8 protein-coding genes are annotated in these 13,738 nt (G+C 59.6%); 4 read left to right on the plus strand and 4 right to left on the minus strand.

All coding sequences use genetic code 11. The features are described from left to right. The first annotated feature begins 23 nt into the window (after positions 1-23). Positions 24-983: a cysteine hydrolase family protein gene (locus VGG64_27385; protein ID HEY1603357.1), complete on the plus strand. Its 960-nt coding sequence runs from the start codon at positions 24-26 to the stop codon at positions 981-983. Between the two features lie 66 nt (positions 984-1,049). Here VGG64_27385 and gnd read toward each other — a convergent pair whose 3' ends face one another. Both gnd and pgl read right to left on the minus strand, forming a co-directional pair. Continuing rightward, positions 1,050-2,060, minus strand: a complete 1,011-nt coding sequence (gene gnd / locus VGG64_27390) for a decarboxylating 6-phosphogluconate dehydrogenase (protein HEY1603358.1) — start codon at positions 2,058-2,060, stop codon at positions 1,050-1,052. A gap of 146 nt (positions 2,061-2,206) precedes the next feature. After that, on the minus strand, positions 2,207-2,962 hold the full coding sequence (gene pgl, locus VGG64_27395; GenBank protein ID HEY1603359.1) for a 6-phosphogluconolactonase: 756 nt from the start codon (positions 2,960-2,962) through the stop codon (positions 2,207-2,209). Positions 2,963-3,323: 361 nt separating this feature from the next. On the opposite strand from pgl, the gene pgi reads away from it, so the two are divergent. After that, a complete protein-coding gene (gene pgi / locus VGG64_27400; protein ID HEY1603360.1) occupies positions 3,324-5,684 on the plus strand; it encodes a glucose-6-phosphate isomerase in 2,361 nt (786 codons plus the stop codon). Between the two features lie 236 nt (positions 5,685-5,920). Beyond that, on the plus strand, positions 5,921-7,315 hold the full coding sequence (gene zwf / locus VGG64_27405) for a glucose-6-phosphate dehydrogenase (GenBank protein ID HEY1603361.1): 1,395 nt from the start codon (positions 5,921-5,923) through the stop codon (positions 7,313-7,315). Between the two features lie 37 nt (positions 7,316-7,352). On the opposite strand, the gene VGG64_27410 is transcribed toward zwf, so the two are convergent. Together VGG64_27410 and VGG64_27415 are read right to left on the minus strand one after the other, a co-directional pair. Beyond that, complete coding sequence (locus tag VGG64_27410; GenBank protein ID HEY1603362.1) at positions 7,353-8,696, minus strand: DUF1501 domain-containing protein; 1,344 nt, start codon at positions 8,694-8,696, stop codon at positions 7,353-7,355. Positions 8,697-8,901: 205 nt separating this feature from the next. Next, positions 8,902-12,297 carry a PSD1 and planctomycete cytochrome C domain-containing protein gene (locus VGG64_27415; protein ID HEY1603363.1) on the minus strand — a complete coding sequence of 1,132 codons (3,396 nt, stop codon included), beginning with the start codon at positions 12,295-12,297 and terminating at the stop codon, positions 8,902-8,904. A 274-nt stretch (positions 12,298-12,571) separates the two neighbouring features. Between VGG64_27415 and VGG64_27420 the strand changes: the two genes are divergently transcribed. Beyond that, positions 12,572-13,726 carry an SMP-30/gluconolactonase/LRE family protein gene (locus VGG64_27420; protein ID HEY1603364.1) on the plus strand — a complete coding sequence of 385 codons (1,155 nt, stop codon included), beginning with the start codon at positions 12,572-12,574 and terminating at the stop codon, positions 13,724-13,726. The last annotated feature ends 12 nt before the right edge of the window (positions 13,727-13,738 follow it).

Raw genomic sequence — 13,738 nt, forward strand, 5'->3', positions numbered from 1 at the left:
AGCCGTCTCAAAAGGAATGAATCGTGGCCAAGAAGTTGTGGATTGCCTGTGGATTTGTCACGGCTTTGTCGTACGTCGTTGCCGGCCAGCATTCGTGGGCCGCGGAGCCTGCACCACTCAAACTACACGCCCGCAGCCGCACATTGGTTAAGAACGCCACTGGAACTAGGGACGCTGTGGCCAAGGAGGAATCGGGCAAGGAGGGGATCGAGGCCGCGAAGCCGACGGTTAGCGAAAAGCTGGTCGAGTGGGATCCGGCGAAGACGGCCCTCATCATTTGCGATATGTGGGACAACCACTGGTGCCGGGGCGCCGCCGAGCGCGTCGTCGAGTTGGCGCCGACCGTGAACAAGCTGGCCCAGGAACTTCGGCAGCGCGGGGTACTCGTGATCCACGCCCCCAGTACCTGCGTTGACTTCTACAAAGACACGCCGCAACGCAAACGTGCCCAGGCCGCACCTGTGGCCAAGGCATCCGTGCCCCTCTCGCAGGCGACACGTTGGGGAACCAAATGGTGCTGGCCGGACCCACGCCGCGAGAGTGAGCTGCCGATCGACGATTCAGACATGGGCTGCGATTGCACGCAGCAATGCGAGATTAGCGGCCCCTGGACGCGCGAAATCAGCTTGATCGACATCGCCGAGCCCGATGCCATCAGCGACGACGGGCAGGAAGTCTACAACCTGCTTGCCGAGCGTGACATCGACAACATTCTCATCGCCGGAGTGCATCTCAACATGTGCGTGCTGGGGCGGTCCTTCGCCATCCGTCAGATGGTCGCGCTCGGCAAAAACGTGATCTTGGTGCGTGACTTGACCGACACGATGTACAACTCGCGGATGAGACCCTTTGTCAATCATTTCCGCGGCACGGACCTGGTCGTGGAACACATCGAACGTTACTGGTGCCCAACAATTACCAGTGCCGACGTGCTCGGGGGCGATGCATTTCGATTCAAGGCAGACACAATGAACGGGAAATGATGAACTGGCTGAAGGGCCGTTCCGTGGCGCGATTCCGCCTGTTCGTCACTCCGCATGTATCGTTCATTATTTCTTCTCGATATGTCCCCCGAATTGAAAGCGCATTGCCGAGAGCAGCTTGTCGGCGAATTCTTCTTCGCCGCGTGAGGTAAAACGTTGATAGAGCGCAGTGCTCAAAACCGGTGACGGCGCGCCTTCCTCGATGGCGGCCAGGATGGTCCAGCGCCCCTCGCCCGAATCCGAAACGCGGCCAGTGAATTGCGCCAACTGAGAATCTTTGGCCAAAGCGGCCGCCGTGAGATCCAACAGCCACGAGGCAATCACGCTGCCCCGTCGCCAGACTTCGGCCACATCGGGCAGATTCAGCTTGTACTGATAGTGCTCTGGGTTGCGTAGCGGCGTGGTCTCGGCATCGATCGATTGTGTGCGCGTGCCAACGTCGGCGTGTTTGAGGATGTTCAGCCCTTCGGCGTAGGCGGCCATGATGCCGTACTCGATGCCGTTATGGACCATCTTGACGAAATGGCCGGCTCCCGAGGGACCACAATGCAGATAGCCCAATTCGGCGGTGCCGCCGAGTTTCTCGCGGCCGGGCGTGCGATCGATCGTTCCCACACCGGGAGCCAGCGTCTTCAGAATCGGGTCGAGCCGGGCCACGGCCGCATCGGGGCCGCCGATCATCATGCAATACCCACGGTCCAGTCCCCACACGCCCCCTGAGGTGCCGACGTCGACATAGTGAATCCCCTTGGGGGCGAGCAGCTGGGCTCGCCGAATATCGTCGATGTAGTAGGAATTGCCACCATCGATGAGGATATCGTCCTTAGCCAGGCGCGCGGCGAGGTCAGATACCGAGCTTTCTACCACGGCAGCCGGCACCATTAGCCACACCGCGCGCGGCGGTGCGAGCTTGGCCACAAAATCTTCGATCGACGTCGCAGCCGTGGCACCGTCCTTGGCCAGTTCCTGCACCGCGTCGAGATTGCGGTCGTAAACGACGCACTGGTGGCCCGCCTTAATCAACCGGCGAACCATGTTGGCCCCCATCCGTCCCAGGCCGATCATTCCGAGTTGCATGCCGAAACTCCCTTGAAAAGAAATTGGTGAATGCGAAATGATGAACCAGTGACAGCGAAGACGGCAAGCCTTACGGCGCTTCGTACCACTTCATTCATCGATCATCATTCAACGTTTGCAATGTCATAGCTCTCGTCCGAGCAGAGTTACGGACGCGGCAAGAGTTCCGCTGCCGCCTCGTCCAAAAGCCACGTTATCGTACCATTTTGCGGCTGCACGCCCGCGGCCGGACGATCCGCGATCGTGGCCTGTCCGCCGAGCACGTCGCGCACGGGCTCGGCTTTGTTGGTTCCTGCAACCAAGAAGACAACATGCCGCGCCGCGTTCAATACAGGAAACGTCAGCGTCACACGATCGACCGGAGGGGGCAAAACGCCGGGTGGGCTGCTGATGACCCAGGCCCGTTGTTCGGCGAGCGCCGCGGCGCGGGGAAACAGCGATGCGGTATGTCCGTCGTCTCCCAGGCCCAACAATACCAGATCGAACGCTGGCGGAGCCGCGGACAGCGGCACACCGAAGAATCGCGCTAAATCGTTGGCATATGCCGCGGCGCTGTCGGCGGGCGTGGCCAGATTGGTCGGAATCGACAAGGCATGATCCGCAGCGATTGGTGCCTGTGCAAGTAGTGCGCGACGCGCCATCGCGAAATTACTGCGCGAGTCGTCGTGCGGCACGAAGCGTTCGTCGCCAAAAAAGAAATAAGTCTTACTCCACGGGATCTGTACCGAGGCAGGCGCCGTGACGAGCAGTGAATACGCCTTCTCCGGCGTATGGCCGCCGGCTAGCACCAAAGTAAACCGGCCGCGTTGGGCCACCGCGGTAGTTGCAGCCCTCTGGATTAAATCCGCCGCAAGCGCGGCCAATTCGTCGGCGTCCTTGGCGATGCGGATTTCCCGATTCATGCACGCGTCCTCGATCAGCGTCATCACACGTGGCAAAGTCGTCGTGCCGACCCCGTTTGGGCGGCAAGACATTAGCTGGGCAAACTACCGGGTCTAGCGTCTGACGGTCCAACAGTCTAGCGTTTCACCGGCCCGACATTCTAGCTGCGTCGACCAAACTTCCTCGGACCAAGGAAAAAAACGGACGGCGACGATCGAAAGTCCCAAAGTGTCCACAGCCCGGATTACCATGTCTCGCGGCGCGGCAAGAGTGTATTGTGTCGGTGGGTAAAATCTGGGCCGAGCATGGGCAAAACACCCGTCGGTGACGCATGAGTTGTCGGTCGACTAAAGTTTGATTCTGAGTGCGAAGGAGAAAGCGATGCAGGTGCTGGCCATCGATGTGGGAGGAACGCATGTCAAGATACTTGCCTCGGGGGCAGACACTCCGCGCAAGTTCGTTTCGGGCCCCACGCTTTCGGCGGCACAAATGGTGCCACTGGTTCAGCAGTTGGCCGCCGATTGGCAATACGACCATATCGCTATCGGCTTTCCCGGCCCCGTGCTGCGGGGCAAGCCGATCTCCGAGCCGTATAATCTCGCCCCGGGCTGGGTTGGCTTCGATTTCGCTGCCGCCTTCGACCGACCGGTCCAGCTCATCAACGACGCGGCCATGCAGGCGCTCGGTAGTTACGAAGGGGGCAAGATGCTGTTCCTGGGTCTGGGCACCGGACTAGGTTCGGCGATGGTGATCGACGGCGTCCTCGAGCCACTGGAGCTTGCGCATCTCAGGTATCGCAAACGCACCTATGAAGACTATGTGGGTCTGCGTGGCCTAGAGCGATTCGGCAAGAAGAAATGGCGTGCCTTAGTCAATGACGTGGTCGTTACCTTGTCGGCCGCGCTGGAACCAGACTACGTCGTACTCGGCGGAGGTAACGTCAAGAAACTTGAGACGCTCCCCAAAAACTGCCGCGCCGGCGACAATGTCAACGCGTTCCGTGGCGGCTTCCGCCTGTGGGAACAAAGCGGTACGCTGGCGGCGACACCTATGGCCGCCCAAGTGTCGGCCGCCGCACCCTCGACCATGGACGCGACAACAATGAGCACAGGCAAGCCGACTTCCGCCCCATCGAAAACATGGTCAGCCCTGCAAGCCCATTACGAAAAAATAAGGAACACGCACCTGCGGCAATTCTTTGCCGATGACCCGGGCCGCGCCGAGCGATTCTCGATCGACGCTGTTGGCCTGCATCTGGACTACTCGAAGAATCGCATCACGGACGAGACCATGCGCCTGTTGCGGCAACTGGCCGACGAGTCGCGCCTGGCCGAGCGACGCGATGCCATGTTCCGTGGCGAGCGGATTAACATTACCGAAAATCGTGCAGTGTTGCACGTCGCGCTACGTGCCCCGCGCGGTGAAAAGATCCTCTTCGATGGCCAGGACGTGGTGCCCGAGGTTCACGCGGTGCTCGACAAGATGACCGAGTTCGCCGACCTTGTGCGCAGCGGTCGCTGGCTGGGGCATACCGGGCGGCCGATCCGCAATGTGATCAACATTGGCATCGGCGGCTCGGACTTGGGACCAGTCATGGCCTACGAGGCGCTGCGGCATTACAGCGACCGCAGCCTGACGTTTCGTTTCGTATCGAACGTGGACGGCACCGACTTCGCCGAGGCGGTGCAGGGCCTCGATGCCGCCGAGACGCTATTAATCGTCTCTTCGAAGACTTTCACCACGCTTGAGACGATGACCAACGCCCACACGGCCCGCGACTGGTCTCTGCGTACCTTGAAGGACGAGTCGGCGGTGGCGAAGCACTTCGTGGCCGTTTCGACCAACGATAAAGAGGTGAAGAAGTTCGGCATCGACACCGACAATATGTTCGGCTTCTGGGATTGGGTCGGCGGCCGCTATTCGATGGACTCGGCTATCGGATTATCGACGATGCTAGCCGTAGGGCCCGATAACTTTCGCGCGATGTTGGCCGGCTTCCACGCCATGGACGAGCATTTTCGCACGGCGCCCTGGGAGGGCAATCTGCCGGTGATCATGGGGTTGTTGTCGATCTGGTACAACGATTTCTTCGGAGCAGAAACCGTTGCAGTGCTGCCGTACGATCAGTATTTGAAACGCTTTCCAGCGTACTTGCAGCAGCTGACGATGGAGAGCAATGGCAAGCACGTCACGCTCGCCGGCGCGCCAGTTGCGCACAAAACCGGCCCCATCTATTGGGGCGAGCCTGGCACCAACGGCCAGCATTCGTTTTATCAATTGATCCATCAGGGAACGCGGCTCATTCCCTGCGACTTTCTTGGCTTTTTGCACACGCTTAATGCGCTTGGGGATCATCACGATATTCTCACCGCCAATCTGTTTGCGCAAACCGAGGCCCTGGCCTTCGGCAAAACGCCCGCCGAGGTCAAGGCCGAGGGGACGCCGGACTGGCTCGTGCCGCACAGGGTGTTTGAGGGAAATAGGCCGACGAATACGATCCTGGCCGATCGACTGACGCCCGAGGTGCTTGGCAAACTGGTGGCTCTATACGAGCACAGCGTTTTTACGCAGGGCGTAATCTGGGACATCGACTCGTTCGATCAATGGGGAGTCGAGTTGGGCAAGGTGCTGGCCAACCGGATTATCCCGGAGCTGAAATCACCGAAAGAACCGGAGTTGAAGCACGATAGCTCGACCACGGCGCTGATTCACCGTTACCGCGAGGCCCGCGGCGCGACTTGAGCGGCAAATGCGAGAGGTCGAAACGAATTCTGCCCCGCACGCCTGCACAAGGATGATAACGACCCATCGACAGAAATCGGCCTCGAAAGTGACCCGGACAATGCACTTGCAGAAATCTCAAGAGCCAACTGAATTCTTTTCGTGCTTTCAACTGTTGGTTATTCAGACAAGCTGACTCGAGGCAGCACGAACACAACGAGTGATAATACGGAACGTGTTTTTCGCGGGAGGGTACGATGCCCAATGAAAAGTCCGATGCGCTAGTCTTCTTCGGCGCGACGGGAGATCTCGCCTACAAGAAAATCTTTCCATCGCTTCAGGCGATGATCAAACATGGCAATCTCGACATGCCGGTCATCGGCGTCGCCAAGGCGGGCTGGAACCTGGACCAGTTGCGAGCACGGGCGCGAGCCAGCCTGGCCGAGCATGGAGGCGTCGATGAAGCGGCCTTCGCCAAGCTCTCGGAACGACTCCGGTACGTGGACGGTGACTATAATGATCCGGCTACATACGTGGAGCTGAAGAAGCAACTGGCCAGCGCACAGCGGCCGTTGCACTACCTGGCCATCCCGCCCAGCTTGTTCGAGCGTGTTGCCGAAGGACTGGCCTCGGCCAGCTGCACGATGCACTCTCGTGTTGTAGTCGAAAAGCCATTCGGCCAGGATCTAGCATCGGCCCAAGAACTGAACCGCATTCTGCACAAGTTCTTTCCCGAGTCGGCGGTCTACCGAATCGACCATTACCTGGGCAAAGAACCGGTCATGAACCTGGTTTACTTCCGTTTCGCCAATCCTATCCTGGAGCCGATCTGGAACCGGCACTATTTAGACTGCGTGCAGATCACGATGGCCGAGAGCTTTGGCGTTGAGGGGCGCGGCAGATTCTACGAAGAGGCCGGCGCCATTCGCGATGTGGTGCAAAACCACATGCTGCAACTGGTGGCAGAGATCGCCATGGAACCGCCAGCGGGACGCGATGCCGAGTCGATGCGCGATGAAAAGTATAAGGTGCTGCGGATGATGGAGCCGCTCTGCCCCGAGTCGGTTGTACGCGGCCAATTTCGCGGTTATCTGCAAGAGAAGGGAGTGGCTCCGGATTCGACCGTCGAGACCTTCGCCGCTTGCCGCTTCTCGGTAAACAACTGGCGCTGGGCCGGCGTGCCGTTCTACGTGCGGGTCGGCAAGTGTTTGCCCGTCACCTCGACCGAAGTGAGGGTCATCCTGAAAAAGTATCCGCAGACGATTCTGGGCGAGACGACCCCCTCCTGGTCGAACTATCTCCGCTTCCGGCTCAACCCCGAGGTGGTGCTGGCCCTCTCAACGCGCGCCAAGGTGCCCGGCGAGCAAATGATCGGAGAGGAAGTCGAATTGCACGCGCAGCACCAGAGTCCCGAAGATCGCGAACCGTACGAACGACTGCTGGGAGACGCCATTGATGGCGACCAAACACTGTTCACGCGGCAGGATGCCGTCGAGGCAGCCTGGCGCGTTGTCGACCCTGTGCTAGGCAATGCCACGCCGCTGCACATTTACGAGCCGAACACGTGGGGACCGCCCGATGCCGACAAGGCACTGATTGATGGCCACGGCCCGTGGTACAACCCCGCGGCAAGCGAGCCTGTAAAAGATTAGATCGTCGCACGGCTTTCCGCATCTCGGCAGCGCGTAGCTACGCGATGATCTCGCGCACTACGCGGCCATGCACGTCGGTCAGTCGAAAGTCGCGGCCGCCAAAGCGATAGGTCAACCGTTCGTGGTCCATGCCAAGCAGATGCAGAATCGTGGCGTGCAGATCATGGATCGTGCAGACACCGTCGACGGCTTGCATGCCAAGCTCGTCGGTCGCTCCATAAATCGTGCCGCCGCGGATGCCACCACCGGCCATCCAGACAGAGAATCCTTCGGGATGGTGGTCTCGTCCGTCGCGGCCCGCAGAATGGGGAGTGCGACCAAACTCGCCGGCCCACACGACGAGCGTTTCGTCAAACAGCCCACGCGCTTTGAGATCGCGAATCAATCCAGCTACGGCCTGATCGGTATCTAGCGCGTTCTTTTCGTGTCCTTTTTTCAAATCGCCATGTTGGTCCCAAGTTCCGTTTGATGCACCCGGAGGGCAGGTGATCTCGACAAAACGGACGCCCGCCTCGACCAGCCTGCGGGCACGCAAGCATTGAATGCCGTAAAGCCGCTTGGTCGGTACATCGGAATCGATGCCGTACATCTTGTGCGTGGCAGCCGTCTCGCGACCCAGGTCGAGCACGTCGGGCACAAGTAGTTGCATGCGGGCGGCCATCTCATAATTCTTGACGGCACTTTCGACCGCGTCGTCACCTCCGAGGGCGCGAGAAAAGGCCCTGTCTTCGCCGGCCAGCAGAGCCAACTTAGCTTGCTGGAGTCGTTGGTCCTTATCGGCAGGCTGGATGTTATCGATCGGCGTTCCGTCGGCGGCAAACAACGTGGCCTGGTAATTGGCTGGCAGAAAGCCGCCAGAAAAATTCTCCAGTCCTCCGCAAGGAACCACACCAAAGCTCAGCACGACGAAGCCTGGCAGGTTCTCGTTTTCGCTTCCCAGGCCATAGGTGACCCACGACCCCAGGCTCGGGCGGCCGGCGTTGTTGACGCCGGTGTGCAGCCGCAGCACGCCGGTGGAATGCAGCGGCAAATCGGCTTTCATCGAGCGGACGACGGCCAGGTCATCTACGCAGGCCGCAATATGTGGAAACAATTCGCTGACCGGCATGCCCGATTCGCCGTGCTGGCGAAAGGTCCAAGGACTCTTCAGCCATTGGCGGTTGCCGTTGGCTGTGGGATTGGTCGATGTCGTGAACGGCTGACTGTCGAGCTCTGCAAGCTTGGGCTTCGGATCGAACGAGTCTACATGCGATACGCCGCCGTCCATGAAGCAAAAAATGACACTCTTGGCTCTTGGCGAGAAATGCGCCCGTGGCGACGCGCCGGCCGGTACTGGCGTCGCGCCAGCGTCTTGATCGATCAATCCTGCCAGCGCAAGCATCCCAAAGCCCGTCGCCGACGAAGCGAGCAGCTGGCGACGCGACAGGCCGCCGGGATGTCTGCCGAGGCAACTGGTTCGGGAAGACTTTGGCGCCGTCATTACTCGGTCTCTGCAATCGTAGACGGAAACGTTGAACGAAATCGCGGGCGTGGCTTTTCTTCTTCCCTAGGATTTGTCCCGTTCGACAAGGAACGTTCCAACTCCATCAAGGAATAAAAATGAACTCCTTGAGATTGAAGACCGTGTGCGCCACATCCCGCCACACGTCTCGGCTACGTAATATGTCCGTCGTCGGCACCTCGTGAAGTGCGGCAAACGTCGTAACCGTCTCGGCGAACCGAAGCTGTTCTTCGTCGGTCGGAGCCCGACAAAGAGCTTGCCGGAATACGGCATCGATCCGCGCGGCTACCGACAAGTCATCTCGCGATACTAGTCGACCTGCCCATTCGTCTGCCTGACCGAGCACAAACGGATCGTTCAAAAGTGCCAAAGCCTGGGCCGGCACATTGGTCATGTCACGGCGGCCGCGCGACACTTTGCCGCCGGGCAGGTCGAAGGCGCTGAGGAACTTGGGCGCTTCCATCAAGTTGTTCTTGATATAAATGCTCCGCCGTCCGGCACCGTCGAGCGGGCCGGGGAACAGTCGCCGGTCCGCATTCTCCTTGTCGCGATACGGCTGGATGCTCATGCCGTACAGCGTGCCATCCAGCCGACCCGAGGTCGCCAAGATGGAATCACGAATCGTCTCGGCTTCCATCCGACGCGCGGGATAGTGCGCCAACATCCGGTTCTGTGGGTCGATTTCCGTCTCGCCGGCGCCTGGACGATTAGCGGCGCGAAACGCCCGCGTTAGCACCAACGAGCGTATCAACTGCTTGACCGACCACCCCTCTTCGACAAAGGTGGCCGCCAGATAGTCGAGCAATTCGGGATGTGAAGGAAGGTCGCCGACATGTCCAAAATCGTCAACCGTACGGACCAAGCCCGTGCCGAACACGTGATGCCAAATACGATTGACCATGACACGTGCGGTGAAAGGATTATCAGAACTGGCGATGCGATTAGCTATTTCCAGGCGACCGCTACCAGGATCCGCAAAGGGGGCGACGGACGTCGAGAGCGCCTCGAGATAGCGGCGAGGTACAGTCTGCCCCGGCCGCCAGCAATCGCCGCGGAGGAGTACAGCCTGGTCTAATCCTGGCCCAAAGTCGGCCACCCCAGGCACGACGCGCGGCAACGACAGCTCGGCTTCGATCTTTTGGTATTGCGAGACAAGCGATGCCAATTGAGGGTAGCGCGCGCTGGAATTCGAGAGTAGCCCACCGCGCGCGAGCGTGTCGAGCCAGCGTACATCGTCGTCGGTCGCCTGATTCGCTCCCCAAGCCTGCACCGCCGCCGCGACGATTGTCGCATAGCGGTTCGCCAGTTCGGTCAGGGTCGTTGGCTCGGCTCCGGCGAACAGAGATCGCAGGTGTGCAAGCTCAGGCTGGGGCGGATTTTCGCCGTCGTGCACAACGGCGCGCGTGATTCCGAAATACGAACGAGGATTCTCAGCTGCCTTTTCCCACGGCAGCTTGTAGTTCTCTTTGTCGCCGCCGAGAGCGCTAAGTTGGTCGGGAAACTTCGGATTGTCGAACATCGTCATCAGCTCGGCGTATGTGCGCAAGCTTTCGCGATCATCCGGCGGCTCGAAGGTGATCCAGGTCAGGTCGCCGCTCGTTAGTGCTTTATAATTCTTGTAGTTAAGTTGGCAGTTGTTCGACACGAGCCGTAGCGCGCTGCTGCGCTGGCCCATGACCTGAAAGCTGATGTATTGTTTTCCTGTCGCGAGCACCGGCGAACGGAGCGTGCCGTTGAGCTTGTCCGAAACGGCATGCGTAAAGCAGCCTGCCGGCAGAACGGCGCGGACCACGGCGTCACCATCAACACTGACAACGAAATCGCCACTCCGGCCCGGTGGCTCGCGCAGGCCTTGACCCCCGACCTGCCAGCCGGCATGGTCGCCGTGGCGAAAATCGGCATAAGTCTGGAATTGCTGCTCATTGGCAACGGTGCGTTCGTTGTCATCGCGCGCCAGTGCGGTCGCCAGTTCGCGCCACTTGGCCACGAATTCCGACTCGTCCGCGGCCGCAGCAGCGCGCCAAGGCTCGAGGGGATCTTCGCGCGGGGCTTTTTCAACTGACAGTGCCGCGACCCACTTTTCTAATCGTTGTGGATCGAGCCCCGTGATCAGCGATTCAACCGCGGAACTCTTGGTGCGCTTGGCCTGCGCCGCCAACAGGTAACGGGCGAATTCCGTCGCATCATGCTGCCATAGTTCTGCAAGTTCCTTGCGCAGACGCCCTTTGGTTTCGCGCAGTCGCTGGATCCGTTCGGCATTTACTTCCGGGGCATCGATCGTATGACTGACCTGCCGACTGCCGCGCACGACGCCCAGCAGTGCATAGTAATCCTCGGTCGAGACAGCATCGAGCTTGTGATTATGGCACCTTGCGCAGGCAATCGTGGTGGCCTGAAAGGCCTTGCTGAGCGTGTCGATCTGATTATCGGCCAGGTCGTAGCCGATTTGCCGCAGAGCGATGCAATCGTCGTGATTCGCCTCGCCGAAGCGATAAAACGCGGTGCCGATCACCGATTCGTTGAACTGCTCTTGAGGGTTGTAGCGCGGTTGCGGCAGCAAATCTCCGGCAATGTGCTCGCGCACAAACTGATCGTAGGGGAGATCATTGTTGAAGGCGCGGATTAAATAGTCCCGATAACGCCAGGCATGATGTACTTCGTAATTCCACTCGTTGCCATGCGTCTCTGAGAATCTCACAATGTCCAGCCAATGCCGCGCAAAACGCTCGCCAAAATGAGGCGATGCAAGCAGCCTGTCAACAAGCCGCTCAATGGCAGCTTGCGCGTCGCCTGATGCGCTTTGCTCGCGCGTAATATCCCAATCGGTGAGGAACGTTGTTGTCTGTTCAAGAGTCGGCGGCAAGCCGGTAATCACCAACGAAAGTCGGCGCAACAATGTGCGAGGGTCGGCGGCATTCGCCGGAGTCAGCCCTTGCGATGCCAGCGCGGCCTGGAGGAATCGATCTACAGGATGTGTCGACCATGACGCGTCGGCCAACGGAGGTAATTCCGGTCGGCGTACGGGCTGCATGCTCCACCAGGCGCGGCGTACCTGCAAAGTCTGCTCCCACGGCTCGGCAGACGTAGCAGGCGGCGGTGCGGTATCGCGCGGGTCGGGCGCGCCGAGCTTAACCCACTCTTCGAAATCAGCGATTACCTCCGCCGACAGCTTTCCGTTGGGAGGCATGTGGACGGAATCCGCGCTGTAGCGCACCGCTGCCACCAACAGACTCTCGTCCGGTTTGCCCGGCACGATCACCTCGCCCGATTCCCCCCCTTTACGCACGGCGTCACGGCTGTCGAGCAGTAGATTGCCACCCAGCTTCTTGGCCTGCGCCGAGTGGCATTCATAACAATGCTCGACAAGCACGGGGCGAATCTTGGCCTCGAAATACTCGCTGCCAGCGTCCGCGGCCCAAACAACCGCTGGGAACAAAACGAATGCGACTATCAGGCTCGGCAGGGCCACGGGTCGTCGCATAGGGGGATTCTCCTCGCTGCCAACAAGGTGGGTGTAGTCAGGGCAGCGCCGGCAGCCGCGAGGGTCGTCCCTTGACTCACCTCAGGCGGCCACTTAGACCAATGGTAATCTAATTGATAAACCGTGGCGAATGGGCCGTCAATACAAGGGAAAATGCTTCCGGGCCGCCCTGTTGCGACGCGCAACTAAGCATCTATCGTACAGCGACATGACCAACCTCTGGAAAAAGTCGCTTGATAACTGTGCGAGTCGCCCGGCTGCAAAGGGTTGCTCCGTGAACACCACTCTGAGAGATCGACTACCTCTACGATCCATCGCCAGCCCCAACAACGACTACAACGCGGGAGAAGACATGCTACGAATGCTACGCTCGCCCAGGCCCTTGATGATCTTCTTTCTGGTAACCCTTTCCTGCCTGACGTTGACTTCTCGACAGGTCCGCGCCGACGAGCCAATCATCCCCGCTAACGCCAAGCTCGAAAAGCTCTACGAGGGAAGCGTGTTGACCGAGGGGGTGGCCGTGGCTCCCGACGGCATGGTCTATTTCAGCGACATCACGTTCTCGCACGTGTCGCGCGATGCGCAGGGCGTGATCGAAGCCGGGCACATTTATCGTTACGATCCAACAACTGGAAAAACCGTCGTCTTCCGCTCGCCTAGCGGCATGTCGAATGGCATTAAATTCGATGCCGCAGGTAACATGATTGTGGCCGAGGGCGCCGACTACGGTGGGCGCCGTGTTACGCGTACCGACATGAAGACGGGCAAAAGCTACATCATTGCCGGGTTGTTCGAAGGGCGTCCCTTCAACTCGCCGAATGATGTAACTATCGACGAAAAGGGACGGATCTACTTCAGCGATCCTCGCTACATGGGGCACGAGCCGATCGACCAGCCTCTGGTGGGCGTGTATCGCATCGATCCCGACGGCAAAGTACACCGCATTGTCACTGATGCTGGCAAAGCAAATGGGGTTGCCGTTTCTCCCGATCAAAAGACTCTGTACGTAATTAGTAATGAAAACGGCGCCACCAGCATTGATCGATTGGGAAGTTCGACCGGTCAAGCCGACAAAGTCGCAGTCCCTCTCCGCAAGGGACTCATGGTTCTGCAGGCATACGACCTGGCGGCCGATGGAACCGCAAAATTTCGCAAGGTCCTCGTCGACTACTCTCCTTACGATGGCCCCGATGGCATGATCTGTGACGCCGACGGCAACCTGTGGGTTGCCGTGCGTGCCGAGAACCGACCGGGTATCTACGTCTATTCTCCGGAAGGAAAGGAATTGGCCTATCTCAAGACCGAGGTGCCGACGAACGTCGGGTTCGGTCGCGGACGCGAGAACAAGACGCTGTACATTACGGCTGGCAAGAGCCTGTATCGCGTGCATGTGAACCGTGCCGGATATCAACTGCCCGCGAAAAAGTAGGCGCCGTCCTCT

The organism is Pirellulales bacterium (assembly GCA_036490175.1).
Lineage (GTDB): Bacteria > Planctomycetota > Planctomycetia > Pirellulales > JACPPG01 > JACPPG01.